At 66.7% G+C, this 14,691-nt stretch carries 11 protein-coding genes and 3 pseudogenes; 6 read left to right on the forward strand and 8 right to left on the reverse strand.

Translation table 11 applies throughout. The features are described from left to right. Positions 1-535 (forward strand): annotated as a pseudogene (locus tag ACQR3U_RS11240) (glucose-6-phosphate isomerase); the annotation flags it as partial. Between the two features lie 3 nt (positions 536-538). Then, positions 539-838, forward strand: coding sequence for a WhiB family transcriptional regulator (locus ACQR3U_RS11245; RefSeq protein ID WP_006553755.1), 300 nt, complete (start codon positions 539-541; stop codon positions 836-838). A 13-nt stretch (positions 839-851) separates the two neighbouring features. On the opposite strand, the gene ACQR3U_RS11250 is transcribed toward ACQR3U_RS11245, so the two are convergent. Continuing rightward, positions 852-2,255 (reverse strand): PLP-dependent aminotransferase family protein, encoded by a 1,404-nt coding sequence (locus tag ACQR3U_RS11250; RefSeq protein ID WP_230810601.1) that lies wholly within the window; start codon positions 2,253-2,255, stop codon positions 852-854. A gap of 37 nt (positions 2,256-2,292) precedes the next feature. Between ACQR3U_RS11250 and ACQR3U_RS11255 the strand changes: the two genes are divergently transcribed. Both ACQR3U_RS11255 and ACQR3U_RS11260 read left to right on the forward strand, forming a co-directional pair. Then, positions 2,293-3,174 carry a DMT family transporter gene (locus ACQR3U_RS11255; protein WP_230810600.1) on the forward strand — a complete coding sequence of 294 codons (882 nt, stop codon included), beginning with the start codon at positions 2,293-2,295 and terminating at the stop codon, positions 3,172-3,174. 125 nt (positions 3,175-3,299) lie between these two features. Continuing rightward, complete coding sequence (locus tag ACQR3U_RS11260) at positions 3,300-4,718, forward strand: DUF4038 domain-containing protein (protein WP_230810599.1); 1,419 nt, start codon at positions 3,300-3,302, stop codon at positions 4,716-4,718. Between the two features lie 28 nt (positions 4,719-4,746). Here the strand turns inward: ACQR3U_RS11260 and ACQR3U_RS11265 are convergent, their stop codons facing one another. From ACQR3U_RS11265 to ACQR3U_RS11290, 6 genes and pseudogenes are all read right to left on the reverse strand, one after another. After that, the gene (locus ACQR3U_RS11265) at positions 4,747-5,397 is read right to left on the reverse strand and encodes a TetR/AcrR family transcriptional regulator (RefSeq protein ID WP_230810598.1); all 651 of its coding nucleotides are present in this window, start codon (positions 5,395-5,397) and stop codon (positions 4,747-4,749) included. A gap of 401 nt (positions 5,398-5,798) precedes the next feature. Continuing rightward, positions 5,799-5,987 (reverse strand): ferredoxin, encoded by a 189-nt coding sequence (locus ACQR3U_RS11270; protein WP_006553751.1) that lies wholly within the window; start codon positions 5,985-5,987, stop codon positions 5,799-5,801. Continuing rightward, positions 5,984-7,276 (reverse strand): cytochrome P450, encoded by a 1,293-nt coding sequence (locus tag ACQR3U_RS11275; RefSeq protein WP_006553750.1) that lies wholly within the window; start codon positions 7,274-7,276, stop codon positions 5,984-5,986. Before ACQR3U_RS11275 ends, ACQR3U_RS11270 begins: the two co-directional genes overlap by 4 nt. A gap of 369 nt (positions 7,277-7,645) precedes the next feature. Then, positions 7,646-8,050: pseudogene (locus ACQR3U_RS11280) on the reverse strand (MFS transporter); the annotation flags it as partial. Between the two features lie 76 nt (positions 8,051-8,126). Beyond that, entirely contained in the window at positions 8,127-9,413 is a 1,287-nt protein-coding gene (locus tag ACQR3U_RS11285) for an MFS transporter (RefSeq protein ID WP_006553748.1), read from the reverse strand. A gap of 248 nt (positions 9,414-9,661) precedes the next feature. After that, positions 9,662-9,805: pseudogene (locus ACQR3U_RS11290) on the reverse strand (fatty acid--CoA ligase); the annotation flags it as partial. Positions 9,806-10,091: 286 nt separating this feature from the next. Between ACQR3U_RS11290 and ACQR3U_RS11295 the strand changes: the two are divergent. After that, a complete protein-coding gene (locus ACQR3U_RS11295) occupies positions 10,092-11,426 on the forward strand; it encodes a cytochrome P450 (protein WP_006553746.1) in 1,335 nt (444 codons plus the stop codon). Between the two features lie 360 nt (positions 11,427-11,786). Further along, complete coding sequence (locus ACQR3U_RS11300) at positions 11,787-12,509, forward strand: M23 family metallopeptidase (RefSeq protein WP_230810610.1); 723 nt, start codon at positions 11,787-11,789, stop codon at positions 12,507-12,509. 99 nt (positions 12,510-12,608) lie between these two features. Here the strand turns inward: ACQR3U_RS11300 and ACQR3U_RS11305 are convergent, their stop codons facing one another. Beyond that, positions 12,609-14,579, reverse strand: coding sequence for a M13 family metallopeptidase (locus ACQR3U_RS11305; protein WP_006553744.1), 1,971 nt, complete (start codon positions 14,577-14,579; stop codon positions 12,609-12,611). Positions 14,580-14,691: the final 112 nt, after the last annotated feature.

Here is a 14,691-nt window from a genome sequence, read left to right on the forward strand (position 1 = left end):
GGAGGTGTTCTGGGGTGAGCCCGGTACCAACGGTCAGCACGCCTTCTTCCAGCTGCTGCACCAGGGCACCGAGATCGTCCCCGTCGACTTTCTCGGCCTGGCCCGTAGCGGCGACGACCTGCCCGCCCGCGACGGGCAGACCAGCATGCAGGTGTTGTTGCTGGCGAACATGTTCGCCCAGGCCAAAGTGTTGGCCTTCGGGCGTGATGCCGACGAGGTCCGTGCCGACGGCGTCGACGAGGCGTTGGTGGCGCACAAGGTGATGCCCGGGGATCGGCCGTCGACGACGATCCTCGCCCCGGAACTGACCCCGTCGGTGGTCGGGCAGATCATCGCCTTCTACGAACATCAGACCTTCGTCCAAGGCGTCGTGTGGGGGATCGACTCGTTCGACCAGTGGGGCGTCGAACTCGGCAAGACCCAGGCCACCGCCCTGCAGACGGTGCTCGCCGGCGACGAGATCCCCGAGACCGGCGACGCGTCCACCGACCACCTGATCGAGGTCTACCGCACCCTGCGCAACGGAGGGAGGTAGGACATGCCCGCGCTGAAGTTGCTCTATCTGCCGCCTCCCGTTACCGAGGAATGGGATTGGCAGATGGACGCGGCTTGTCGCGACGCAGACGGATCGTTGTTCTTCCACCCGGACAACGAGCGGGGCGACGCGAGGGAGAACCGGATGGCTTCGGCCAAGAAGGTCTGCGCTCGTTGTCCGGTGCGGGAGAAGTGCCTGCAGTACGCCCTCGATTCCGGTGAACGCTACGGGATCTGGGGTGGGCTCACAGAGGACGAACGCACCCGGGTGAGGAAGGCCCGCCGGCGCCGCACGAGCCGGTGACGTCCGCTCGCCCTCACCCGCCGGAGACGACTTTCCCGATGACCCGCGCGGCCTCCCGGAAGGCCGCCGGATTCGGTCCTGCGTAGTTGAGCCGGAGGTACTGACCGGTGGGCTCCGCCGGGAACCACTCGTCACCTGCCGCGACGAGCACCCCGGCGGCCTCGCACTCGTGCGCGACGGCCTCGGCGTCGACGTCGTCCGGGAGCCTGCCCCACAGGTTGAGCCCACCGGACGGTAGCCCGTCGACAGCCACATCCGGTGCGAGCTCACGAAGTTCGCTCACGAGAAGGTTGCGGCGCGATTCGAGCTCGCGCCGCACCGCCCGCAGATGGGTCTGCCATGCCGGCTGGGTGACGACGTCGAGCGCGACCGTCTGGAGAACGCCGCTCACATAGACGGATTCGGCCTGCACGTCGGCGAGGATGCGTTCGCGAGCCGGTCCACGCGCGACGATCGCCGCGACCCGCACCGACGGCGCGACACTCTTGGTCAGGGAGCGGACATAGACGACGTGGCCCGAATCGTCGCGGGCGAACAGCGGAACGGACGGGGCCGAGATCCCGAAGTCGTGGGCCCAGTCGTCCTCGATGACGAACGCTCCCGCATCGCGCACGACGTCGAGGACCCGCTCGCCGGTCGACGACGGCCATTGCGCCCCGGTGGGATTCGCGAAGTTCGGTTGTGCGTAGAAGGCGCGGGCCCGGGTCCGATCGAAGGCGCGGGCCAATTCGTCGGGATCGGGCCCGTTGGGTCCGCTGGAAACCGGTGCGAGCTGCACGCCGGCCTTCGTGGCCGCGAGGATTGCACCCCAATAGGTCGGTGACTCCACGATGAGGGGATTACCGGCGCCGACGAGTGCGCGGAAGATCGACCCGAGCCCGCTCTGACTGCCGGGGGTGATGATCACGTCGCCCGCGGACGGCGGGGCCGTGCGCGCGTTCGTCGCTTCCGACAGCTCCGCGGCGAACCACTCCTGCAGTTCGGGAAGTCCTGCAGCAGGTGTCCGTCCTACGGCGGCGTCGCTGCGGGCTGCGCGTGAATATGCTCCGCGGACAAGGCGTTCGGGAAGCAGCGTGCGGTCGGGATAGCCGGAGTGGAGTGAGACCACATCGTTGGACACGGTGCGCAGGGCGGCGGAGGCGCGAGGCAACGAGGGAGCCGTTCCGAGCGCTTCCGTCTGCCAGCTGTGATCGATCGTGTTCGACGTGCGGATCCGGCGGACGAAGGTTCCCACACCGGTGCGACTCTCCACGAGACCCCGGGTCTGGAGTGTCTTCAATGCTTTCTGCACCGTGACGGGGCTGACGCCGTACTGCGCGACGAGCGATCTCGTCGACGGCAACCGGGCGTCGGGTGCTGCGGTGGCGATCCACCGGGTCAGTTCCGCGACGAGCTGGGAACTGCTACTGTTCGACATGAGATTGAAGAGTAGCGCTATCGTGTCCGGCAGGCCAGTGCTATCGTCCGATCCTCGCGGGCTCGCCTGGGGTCTGCTCGGCGTCGCAGGCTTCTCCCTGACCGTGCCGCTCACCCGCATCGCCGTCGAGAACGGGGCGATGTCACCGCTGTTCGTCGCCGCCGGCCGCGCGGTCGTCGCGGCGGTTCTCGCCGCTCTGGCGCTCGCGCTCACGGGGCAACGACTCCCGAACACGCATCAGTGGCGCAGGATCGCCGTCGTCACAGGTGGGGTGGTGATCGGATTCCCCATGCTCACCTCGTACGCCCTGACCATGGTACCGGCGAACCACAGCGCGATCGTCATCGCGATCCTTCCGGCTGCGACCGCGGTGGTCGCGGTGTTGCGGGCCCACGAACGGCCGCCCACCCCGTTCTGGGTCGCGGCGGGTGCGGGGACGGTCGCCGTCATGGCCTTCGCGGGACTGCGTGGCGGAGGTGCCGCGGGATTCGGTCGAGCCGATCTGCTGTTGCTCGGCGCGGTGGTCGCCGCCGCCGTCGGTTACGCAGAAGGCGGGCTGCTGGCGCGGGAGATCGGTGCGTGGCAGACGATCTCGTGGGCACTGGTGCTGGGGTCACCGTTGATGGTGACACTCACCCTGGTCTCGCTCGCCGACGGACCGCCGCAGGGTGGGGTGACGCACTGGGCGTCGTTCGCGTACCTCGGCATCGTCAGCATGTTCCTCGGGTTCTTCGCGTGGTACCGAGGTCTGGCCATCGGGCCGATGGCTCGGGTCGGGCAGGTGCAACTGACCCAGCCGATCATGACGGTCGGCTGGGCCGCCTGGCTGCTGGGAGAACCATTGACATGGGCAGTGTTTGCGGGCGGTGCCGTCGTCGTCCTGTGCGCCGGCACCGCCGTCCGCGTCCGTCGGAATTGAACGTCGGTCCTTGTCGAGGAAGAAGTCCCCAGCGCGGGTTGTCGCCGACGACGGGTTCCGTGTTTTCGCTCGGAGCCACGATCTCCTCCGTAGCCTGGACGTACCACGGGCGCGGTGGGGTGACGATGAAACAGGCAGTCCTTGTGATGGTGTTGCTGCTGGTCGCGGCCTGTTCGAACGCGGGAGAGCAGGAACAGCGGACGAACGTCCCGGCGGTCGAAGCGGACTGCGATGCCGCCGACCACCGCTTCGTCTCGTCCGTCGGCGCCGATGGCCGCCATTTCGAGGATCAATACGGTGATCCCGTCCTCGTCCGCGGCGACTCGCCGTGGTCGGGGATGGCCGACTGGTCGCCCGAGCAGGCCGAGTTGTATTTCACCGACCGCGAGATCAACGGGTTCAATGCCTCGATCATGTCGGCGATCATCGTGCCGGTGAACGGCGGCCCGAGCTACGAAGGCGCCACCATCGACGGCATCGAACCGTTCGTCGACGGCGACATCACGCAGTGGAACGAGGTGTACTGGTCGCGTGTCGACGACTACCTCCGGATCGCGTGCCGCCACGGGAACACGGTATTCCTGTATCCGATGGACGGGTGGAACCTCACCCACGTCTTTGCGTCGACCACGCCGGAACAGGCCTTCGAGTACGGACGGCGGTTCGCGCAGCGGTACGCGGAATTCCCGAACATCGTCTGGATGACCGGCGGGGACTACTCACCGGAGGCGGAGGATCTCGCGGCCGGTGCCGAGTCGGATCTCGTGCTGCACGCGATGCTCGACGGGATCCGTGATGCCGGCTCCGACGCACCGTTCACGATCCAACTGGGGTGGGACAAGCTGCTGTCCACGGATCACCCGTTCTGGGAACCGGTCGTGGACTGGAACTTCGTCTACACCTACGCGCCCACCTATCAGGCCGTCCTGCAGGCCTACGAGCGTGCCGACGGAACCCGCGACCCGCGACCCGAACTGTTCTCGGAGGGCAACTACGAAGGTGAGAACAACCAGGAGGACACGGCACCGACCACCGACGAGACACTCCGACGTCAGGCGTTGTGGGCACTGACCTCCGGTTCGCCCGGCGAGTTCCGGGGTTCCGACGACTGGGAGTTCCCGGACGGGTGGGAAACCCGTCTGGATACTCCCGCTGTCGCACAGCTGCGAGCGATACGTGAACTGTGGCAGTCGTGGCCGTGGTGGGAGCTCGTGCCGGATATCGACGAACCGCTCGTCGTCGCCGGTCGCGGCACCCCGTGGACGAGTGACGAGATGATCGACGTTCTCGACGACGAGTACGTCACCGCTGCCCGGACACCCGACGGTTCACTCGCCGTCGTCTACCTTCCGACGCAGCGCACGATCCGGCTCGATCCTGCGTTGGTACCGGAGGAGGCGACCCTCGAGTGGGTCGACCCCGCCGACGCGACCGGGCCTCGGCAGCCGGCGACTTCCGACGAGAACGGCGACATCCCTATACCGGGGCCGAACACGGATGGAGACGGGGATTGGCTTCTCGTGATCACCGAGCGAGAGGGATGAACTTTGCTGTTCGAGAATGCTGCTCTCGTCAGCGGGCGGCGAATCCCTGCGAGCAGAAACTCCATACCTCGTCGGCCGAGATGAGAAGGGTCGTAGTGTCGTCGCCACCGCCCGACTGGGCAATGGACATCACGGTCTGCATTGTCATGGCGGCCATTCGCTTCGCGTTCGTTCCCTCGCGAAGGCTGCCCTCGGCATCGACCTTCTCCATCAGCTCCGTGAACAGCGTGAGCATCGGTGCGTGTGCGACCTTCACCTCGGCAGGATGGGTGAGCACCAGCTGCGGCGCGAGGTCGGTGAACAGGGGTCGCGGGGCCGCCGGATCGGGTCGGGACGACTCGAACAGCAGTTCCACTGCGACGCGCAGCTGATCGAGAGGATCCTTCTCGTCGGCGGCAGCGGCACGGATCTGATCGGCAGAGCGGCTCAGAGCATCCTCGAAGAGTGCCAGCAACAGCTCGTGCTTACCGTCGAATTGTAGGTAGAAGCTGCGAAGCGACTGCTTCGACCGGTCGACAACTTCCTGAACCGTGAAGTCGGTGCTGCCCTTTTCCGCGATGATCGCCTGTGCGGCATCGAGAAAGCGCTGAACGCGCTGCTCGGCGCGCAGCTTCGCGGTCCGGATGGAACGCTCCACCGCGCGCTGCTTCCAGGCCGGCTCTTCGCTGGCGCCCGTCACTGCCCGGATCGCCCTGTGTCGCGTGGAGTGGACATGGGGACACTGTACCGGAGGGTAGGGAGGCAACGCGGGGCCGTCCTTCCGCTTTCCGTCCCGACTCGAGACTGTTGCTATCAGAAAAAGAAACCTTGCTCTCATCCCGATACGGCTGATTCGGGGCCGGAAAGAGGCAAGTCGGAATGCGCACCCGGGACGGAATCCGCTGCCGTTCTCGCCATCCGCTGCGGCAATTCGCTGGTTGTCAGGATGGCCGTGAGACATCCTGACAACCAACGCGGGGATCGGAGCGCACCCGGCCCCCGTAGACGGGTCATTCCCCGCAAGAGGCTCGGGAGGTGGATTCTCTGCTGGAGAATGGAAGGCCGGACGCCGGACCCGTCGAAGAACGGCGCGCTCTGATCTCAGTCGAGCCGGATCGCCCTTTCGGGGCAACCCCCTGCGGCCTCCCGCACGGAGTCCTGGTGTTCGGCCGGGACCTCGGACATCAGGGTGACGGCGTATCCGCCGTCGCTCAGGTCGAAGACCTCCGGGCAGGCCGCGAGGCAGACGCCGTGTCCGCGGCAGGCGTCGTCGTCGACGACGACCTTCACTTCGACTCACCTTCCGCCGGCGTGTACTCGAGGTGCAGGGCGAGCAGGCCGCGCAGGATGAAGGTCGGCAGGTAACCGAACTTCCGGTCGTCCTCGGGGCCGTGCACTTTCTCGGAGATCCGGATCTCGCTGGTGCGCTCGAGCAGGCGCGCGATGCCCACGCGTCCTTCGGTTCGGGCGAGCGGGGCGCCAGGACACGAGTGCACGCCGCGACCGAACGCGATGTGGGTGCGTGCGTTGCGGCGATCGATGTCGAACTCGTTCGGGTCGGAGAACTGGCGCGGGTCGCGGTTGGCGGCGCCGTTGACCAGCATCATGATCGTGCCGGCCGAGACGTCGACCCCGCCGACGGTGGTGGGGGTCTTCGCGAGCCGGAAGTCGCCCTTGATCGGGCTCTCGAAACGCAGCGTCTCTTCGATGAAGTTCGGGATGCGATCGGGCTCGCTGCGCAGGGTCTTCTGGAGTTCGGGCTGCTCGGCGATGATCCGCAACGCGGAACTCAGCAGACGCACGGTGGTCTCCTGGCCGGCGGAGAACACGTTCGCGGCGATACGCAGGACGTCGTCGACGGGCGGCAGGGTGCCGTCGGGGAAGGTTGCGGTGGCGAGGCCCGTCAGCACGTCGTCGGTGGGGTTCGCGCGGCGGTCCTCGATGTACTGGCCGAACTTCTTGTACAGGAACTCGAGCGGGTTGAGCTTCAGCGTCTCACCCTCGGTGCTGCCGAGCGAGAAGCCTTTCTCCACTTGGATCTTCAGGCCCTCGATGAATTCTTGATGGTCACTCTCCGGCACGCCCAGCAGGTCGGCGATGACGAGCATCGCGAACGGAGCGGCGAAGCCGGTGATGTAGTCGCCCTCGCCTCGGGCGAGCAGATCGTCGAGGAGGCGGTCGGCGATGCGCTCGATGAAGGCCTCGTTCTCCTTGAGGCGCTTGGGCGTGATGAGCCGCATCAGCAGGCCGCGATGGTCGGTGTGCTGCGGGGGATCCATGGTGGGGAGCTGGTCGTTCATCGGCAGCGAGGGGCGGTGCTCCTCGATGAAGTCGGTGATGTCGTCGCTCTCGGGGCAGGCCGGAAGGCCGGAGAACGGACCGGTCACCGAGATGCACGACGAGAAGGTCTGCTCGTCGCTCAGGACCTGGATCGCCTCTTCGTAGCCGGTGACCATCATGACGTTGTGGTGGGGTTCGCGCGTGACCGGGCATCCCTCGCGCAGGGCGTCGTAGTAGGGGTACGGGTCCTCGACGAGTTCCGGATCGGTGAAGAAGTTCTTCGTCTCGATGTCGGTCATGGTTCCTCCCGGGGCAGGCGGTGGCTGTGATGGAGTTCGGCTTCGCCACGCGGCGTCGCGCGCTCGAGTCCGTATCTCGACCGCACATCCAACCACGGGTTCGAAAGTTGGGCGCGAGAGGATCTTTCGTGCATTTCGGGCTTGTGATGGATAACGTGACGACGATCGATGTGCTGTGTTCGATCTTGAAATGTGTGTAACCGCAGAAGCGACAACATGCCCGTACTCGAGCCTCGGAAAGTTCGGGTACGGGCACGGGATGTGTTCGTCGTCGGAATGTCCGATGGGTGACTTCACGCCGACGGTGGGTCGGTGGAGTCGACGGGAGGAAGAGCGACGCGACGACCTTCGCGTATCGGCGGTATCCGGTCAGCGGCGCAGATCGGCACCGCGAAGGGCCGGCGTGCTCGCCGAGGTATCGGATGGACGGAGCGACCGGACATGGTTGACCGCGAGCGCGGCGAACACGATCACGCTGCCGCACGCCCCGAGGGCGAACGCGAGCGTGATGCCTCCGTCGGTCGGATGCAGGTCGGCGCCCATGTGTGCGGCGAGGACGGCGCCGGACAGGGCACTGCCGAAGGCGCCGCCGACGGTGCGGAGGACCTGGTTGAAACTGACGGCGCTGCCGAGCTCGGTGTCGGCCACGCTGCGTGCGATGAGCGCGGGCATCGCGGCGTAGGTCGTGCCCATGCCGACGCCGAACAGGAACATCCCGACGAGGATCTCCCACAGCCGGTCGTGTTCGAACCACAGCAGGAAGGCCGAGACGGTGCCACCGTCCACATCGACGACCGGGTCGTCGATTCACGAGCCGTCTCCGAACCTCGAACCTCGAACCGGGGCAACATCAGTGATGGGACAAGGCCGCGGGGCGTGCTTCGGTATCGATACCCGGGATACCGCGTCCCCGCAGCGATGCGCCCGCGGTCTCCGCCACGAAGTAGAGGGCGACGAGACCGACCGCGCACGCGCCCATCATGTAGAAGGCCGGCATGAGATCGTTGCCGGTCCGCTCGACGAGCCATTCGTTGATCGCGGGAGCCGTACCTCCGAAGATCGAGGTGGCCACGTTGTACGAGATCGCGAACCCGGCGAACCGGACCTGCGTGGGGAACATCGCGGGGAAGGTCGCCGAGATGGTCGACAACTGCATCACGTACAGCAGGCCGAGCACGGTGAAGCCGAGGATCGCCCAGCCGAAGCCCACCGACATCAACATGTACATCGGCACGGCGAGAACGAACAGACCACCCAGCGACGTCGCCCAGAGGGGCTTGCGCCCGATGCGGTCCGACAAGGAGCCGGAGAACGGGATGACCGCCATCATCGCGAGCTGACCGATCAACACCAGGATCAGTGCCGAAGTGGTCGTCAGACCGATCCGGTCCTCGAGATAGGTCGGCATGTAGCTCAGCAACGTGTAGTTGCAGACGTTCAGCGCGATGACCAGACCCATCATCGTGATGATCGGTCGCCAGTAGCGGGTGAGCAGGTCCTTGAACTCGGCGCCGACGCTGGCCTCCTCCTGGTGCGCCTCCTCCAGTTCCTTGAAGACCGGCGTCTCGTCGAGCTTCGAACGAAGGTAGAGGCCTACCAGAGCGAGCGGGCCGGCGACGAAGAACGGCAGGCGCCAACCCCAGGTCGACATGAACGCATCGGTGGACATCAGATCGATCATCAGGACGAGGAACGCACCGACGGAGAAACCACCCAGCGTGCCGAACTCGAGGAAACTACCGTAGAAGCCACGTTTGTGGTCGGGGGAGTACTCGGCCATGAAAGTCGCTGCGCCACCGTACTCACCGCCGGTGGAGAACCCCTGGATCATGCGCAACAGCACGAGCAGCAGAGGTGCCCAGAACCCGATCGACTCGTACGACGGGACCGCGCCGAGCAGAACCGTCGAACCACCCATCAACAGGATGGTGAGCGCCAGGATCTGGCGCCGACCCAACCGGTCGCCGAGTGGACCCCACACGAAACCGCCCAGCGGCCGCATGACGAAGGAGACCGCAAAGACACCCAGCGTGAGCAGTGTCGCGGATTCGAGATCGCCGGGGAAGAACGAATCGGCGATGTAGGTGGCCGTGTAGGCATAGACGCCGTAGTCGAACCACTCGGTGAAATTACCCATGGCCGACGCACCGATGGCGCGCCGTATCTTCGCCGGCGGCTCGTCGTGAGCGTCCGGCTTGGGGTCGACAGAACCGTTCTTCGCTATGGTCCCCCCTGCGATCGAGGTCAGTGCCTCGGCGGATACCCGAGTCGACAGAGGGTGAAACCGCTTCCCGTGAAGTTCCTCGAAGCCGTGGTCAGGCGGACAATCTGCTGAGCGGGCGTACCGACGAGGCATAACCGTGCCCGCTCACGCCGGCCCGCTGCGGAGTCGACGGTTGCGGCGGTGGCCTCCGGATCGTCGAGATAGCCCTGCATCACGTTGTATCCGCGGATTAGCACCTCGCTGTCGTCGGCGATGCTCACTTCCACACCGTCGCAGGGTTTTCCGACGGTCGTGGCGATCTGTTCGATGCGCACTGGGAAGCGGCCGACAAGGTGCTCTCGCGGCAAGCAGGCGCGCGGAAAATAGGGCGCAGGGGAAATCGGGACGGGTAGTTGTCACTGCAGCGCCGACCGTTTGCGCGCCTTGAAGACAGTTGCATGCCGTCCGAAGGCGTGCTTCTGTCCGCGGACCGTGCAAGCCTGCTCGTTCCGGGGTTGCGGTGATCTCCCTCTGCGGGTCCGGACGGACGTTTGGATGTGCTCCCGACGGGAAGCCTTCACAAGTCCTGCCCCTCCGACGCCGGGAGCACCTGTGCCTGCAACGACCGCGACCGTTTCGCCCACCGACGCCGCTCGGCTCCTCGGGCAGGTGGCCGTGCCGTTCGTGGCGGTGGGACCGATCGCTCGTCGGCGTTGGGCGATGAAGCTGCTCGAGAAGAACCAATCCGATGCCGGCGTGGTCCGCCTGGTCGCCGATCTACGGAAGCGGCACGGTGACGGACCGGTGGTCGTGCCGATCCCCGGCCGCACCCTCGCAATCGTCCTGACGCCCGAGGATGTGGACCGGATCCTGCGCACCGACACGGCATCGTTCACTGCGGCCAACAAGGAGAAGGTGGCCGCACTCAGCCCGTTCCAGCCCAACGGTGTGCTCATCTCCCGAGGGAACATCCGCGCCCAGCGACGCGCGTTCAACGAGTCGGTCCTCGAACCGGAACACGCCCTGCACCGTCTCGCGGCCGAATGGGTTCCCGTGATCGAGCAGGAGGCGCAGGATCTGCTCGAGCATGCGAGGTCGCGCGGTGAACTCGACGCCCCGGATTTCGTGAAGACCTGGTGGCGCCTCGTTCGGCGACTCGCGTTCGGCGACGCCGCCCGCGACGACGAGAGCATCACCGACCAGTTGTGGACGCTGCGCTCGAACGGGAACTGGTCGTTCGCGCATCCGCTCCGGCACCGCCTGCGCGATCGGTTCACCCAGAACCTGCACCGTCATGTCACGGCGGCTCCGTCCGAGAGTCTGGCCGGGGTGGTCCGGGACCTCGCAGCGCCGGCGTCCGTCGACCCGATCGGGCAGATGCCGCACTGGTTGTTCGCGTTCGACGCCGCAGGCATGGTCAGCGCCCGAACCCTGGCGGTGTTGTCGACCCATTCCGAGCAGCGTCTGCGCGTCGAGTCGGAATTGTCGGGAACCGAAGCCGGGACACCGCAGGTCTACGAGTACCTGCGGGCCTGCGTGCTGGACACGACCCGGCTGTGGCCGACCACTCCGGTGATCCTCCGGGACTCCGTGGAAGAGACCACGTGGAGCGACGGTGCGGGTGGTACCTCCACGATTCCCGCCGGTACGGGCTTCGTGATCCTGTCCTCGGCCTTCCACCGCTCCGACGACCTGCCGTTCGCCGACACCTTCGAACCCGAGATCTGGCTCGACGGCCGCGCCGAGCGCTATCCCGCGCTCGTGCCGTTCAGCGCCGGACCGACGGTGTGCCCCGGGCGCAGCATCGTGCTGTTCGCGGCGAGCACCTTCCTTGCGACTCTGCTCCGGTCCGCCGAGTTCACCGTGGTGTCGGATATGAAGCCGGATCCGGCGCGTCCGCTGCCCGCGACGTTCGACAATTTCGGTCTGCGTTTCGCGGTGCGGTAGGACCCTCTCGGCTGGGGCCGCAATACCGCCTCGATACCCCCCCGGAGATCGTTTCCCCGTTATCCGAAGGCGTGACGTCACTCACGGTTCACCCCGGTTTTGCGACCAACGCGTGAGGTCGACGGTGGCGATGTGAATCGAGTAGGGCAAATCGGGCGCTTTTTGTCCGATACCGGTCGGTTTGGAGTCAAGGCGACACGCTGAGGTCGTCAAAGGTCGAAGTACTCTGTGATGGAATCGTGACCCTTTCGTTACCGAGGGCCTGTCCCAGAGGAAACTGCTGTGATCCGAAATCCTGAATCCACCCACACCCGAGAAGCCACCGATCTGCGACGGCGCGCAACCCGCGCCGGCAGGTGGATGGCAGTCGCGGTCCTCGCGAGCGCCGTCACCGTCGGCGGAACGACGGTCGCGAACGCCGCAGGCGACCGGGTCCGCGTCGAGTCCGCCACCGCATGGACGGGCGCCGGGGAGAACCTCTCGACCGCACCGCAGGTGCTGAAGGTCGCCGGTGTCGACGCATCCCACTACACCGAGAAGCTGAACCGCGCCGCCGAGAGGGAAGCACAGCGTGTCGTCGAGGCGATCGCTGCCCAGGAGGCAGCACAGCGTGCCGAGGCCGAGCGGATCGCCCACGAGGCCGCCGAGCAGGCCGCTCGTGAGGAGGCCGCGCGTCGCCCCGCGCTCGCCTTCCCCGCTGCAGGAACGCTGACCTCGGGCTACGGTCCGCGCTGGGGGACCAACCACAACGGTATCGACGTCGCCAACTCGATCGGCACGCCCATCCTCTCCGTCACCGACGGCGTCGTGATCGAATCCGGTCCGGCCTCGGGCTTCGGCCTGTGGGTGCGCATCGCGCAGGACGACGGCACGACCGGTGTCTACGGCCACATCGATCAGTCCCTCGTCTCGGTCGGCCAGCACGTCCGCGCCGGTGAGCAGATCGCCACGATGGGCAACCGCGGCCAGTCCACCGGCCCGCACCTGCACTACGAGGTGTGGCAGCCGGGCGGCGCCAAGGTCGACCCCATCCCGTGGTTCCACGCGCGCGGCGTTCCGGTGCCGAGCTCGCACCTCGGCTGATCCGGTAGGCGACAGCCCGAGAACGGCCCCCGAAACGAACGCCCCCGAAACGACCACTGCCCCGACGCTGTCCGCGTCGGGGCAGAGTCGTGCGTGGAGTTACCAGATGCGCACGCGCTCCGAAGGATCGAGATACAGCCTGTCGCCCTCGGTGACGCCGAACGCCTCGTAGAACGCGTCGATGTTGCGGATCACGCCGTTGCAGCGGAACTCCGGCGGCGAGTGCGGGTCGACGGCGAGGCGTCGTGACGCCTCCTCGTCGCGAACCTTCGTACGCCACACCTGCGCCCACCCGAAGAACACGCGCTGCAGTCCGGTCAGGCCGTCGATGACGGGCGCGGGCTTGCCGTCGAGCGCGATCTCGTAGGCCTTCAACGCGATCGACAGGCCACCGAGATCACCGATGTTCTCGCCGATCGTGAAGCTGCCGTTGACACGCTGTCCGGGAAGGGCCTTCGGCTCGAACTCGTCGTACTGCGCGATGAGGGCCGCGGTGCGCTTGCCGAACTCCTCGCGGTCCGAATCGGTCCACCAGTTCTCCAGATTGCCGTCGCCGTCGTACTTCGCGCCCTGATCGTCGAATCCGTGGCCGATCTCGTGCCCGATGACCGCGCCGATACCGCCGTAGTTCGCGGCGTCGTCGGCATGCAGGTCGAAGAACGGGGGCTGGAGAATCGCGGCGGGGAAGACGATCTCGTTCATCCCCGGGTTGTAGTAGGCGTTGACCGTCTGCGGGGTCATGAACCACTCGCCGCGATCGACCGGACCACCGAGCTTGCCGAGATCGCGGTCGTATTCCGCGGCGTACCCGCTGCGGTAGTTGCCCACCACGTCGTCCGGGGTGATCGTCACAGCGGAGTAGTCGCGCCAGGTGTCGGGATAGCCGACCTTGGGGGTGAACTTCTCGAGCTTGCGCAGCGCGGCCTCGCGCGTGGCCGGGCTCATCCATTCGAGGTCGGTGATGGACTGCCGGTACGCCTCGGTGAGATTGTCGACGAGCACCTGCATGCGCGTCTTCGCCTCGGCGGGGAAGTGCCGTTCGACGTAGAGCTTTCCGACGGCCTCGCCGAGCAGGTCCTGCACGAGCGACACACCGCGCTTCCAGCGGTCGCGGATCTCCTGCGTACCGGTGAGCGTGCGGCCGTAGAACGCGAAGTTCTCGTCGACGAACGCCTCGGACAGGTACGGAGCCCGCGCGCGCAGCACCCGCCACACCGCCCAGGCCTTCCAGTCGTCGAGGTCCTCGTCGGCCCACAACGTCGCGAACGTCTCGAGGAAGCTCGGCTGACGAACGACGATCTCGGCCCACTGTTCGGTGGTCGCGCCGGTCGCGGTGATCCATCCCGTCCAGTCGAACTGCGGAAGATCGGTGCGCAGCGAGTCGAGGGTGAGCAGGTTGTAACTCAGGTCGGCGTCGCGACGCTTGACGACGTCCCAGTGCCCAGCGGCCAGCCTCGTCTCGAGCGCGACCACCTTCGCCGCGTCGTAGGGCAGGTCGGCGAGGGCGAACATCCGGCCGATGTGGGCGGTGTACTGGTCACGGATCTCGGCGTAGCGGTCCTCGCGGTAGTACGACTCGTCGGGCAGCCCGAGCCCGCCCTGCGAAACGTGCATCAGGTACCGCTCGGAGTTCTTCGAATCGGTGTCGACGTAGTGTGCGAGCGCACCCGTCACGCCGGCGCGCTGCAACCCGCCCAGTACTGCCGCGAGCGCGGCGCGGTCGGCAGCGCCGGAGACCGCCCGGAGTTCCCCGCGGATCGGATCGAGACCGGCTGCCTCGATCGTCGCGGTGTCCATGAACGAGGTGTACAGGTCGCCGATCTTCTGGGCGTCGGTGCCCGGCTCGGCGCCGGACGCCGCGGCCTCTTCGATGATGGTCCGCACGTCGACCTCGGCCTTGTCGGCGAGCGTGCGGAAGGCTCCGTCGAGCGCGCGGTCGGCGGGGATCTCGTGTTCGGCGAGCCATCGGCCGTTCACGTGTTCGAAGAGGTCGTCCTGGGGGCGGACCCGTTCGTCGACGTGTCCGAGATCGATGCCGGAGCGAATCTCCGAGTTCTGCGCGAGGGTCATGCTCCCATCCTTACACCGGAAGGACAGGTCGTGCAGTCACCCTGCGGACCGGACCGCCGCGGAAGTGGGAGAACACCCTCGGGAGCGTTTACATACTCCTACCATCGCCCTC

The organism is Rhodococcus sp. IEGM1339 (genome assembly GCF_050321925.1).
Classification (GTDB): Bacteria; Actinomycetota; Actinomycetes; order Mycobacteriales; family Mycobacteriaceae; genus Rhodococcus; species Rhodococcus pyridinivorans.

Coding starts and splice junctions, on each gene's coding strand:
- ACQR3U_RS11260 (WP_230810599.1), top strand. CDS start 3,300: ATGAAACAGGCAGTCCTTGTGATGGTGTTGCTGCTGGTCGCGGCCTGT.
- ACQR3U_RS11245 (WP_006553755.1), top strand. CDS start 539: ATGCCCGCGCTGAAGTTGCTCTATCTGCCGCCTCCCGTTACCGAGGAA.
- ACQR3U_RS11275 (WP_006553750.1), bottom strand. CDS start 7,276: ATGACCGACATCGAGACGAAGAACTTCTTCACCGATCCGGAACTCGTC.
- ACQR3U_RS11285 (WP_006553748.1), bottom strand. CDS start 9,413: ATGGGTAATTTCACCGAGTGGTTCGACTACGGCGTCTATGCCTACACG.
- ACQR3U_RS11250 (WP_230810601.1), bottom strand. CDS start 2,255: ATGTCGAACAGTAGCAGTTCCCAGCTCGTCGCGGAACTGACCCGGTGG.
- ACQR3U_RS11300 (WP_230810610.1), top strand. CDS start 11,787: ATGGCAGTCGCGGTCCTCGCGAGCGCCGTCACCGTCGGCGGAACGACG.
- ACQR3U_RS11305 (WP_006553744.1), bottom strand. CDS start 14,579: ATGACCCTCGCGCAGAACTCGGAGATTCGCTCCGGCATCGATCTCGGA.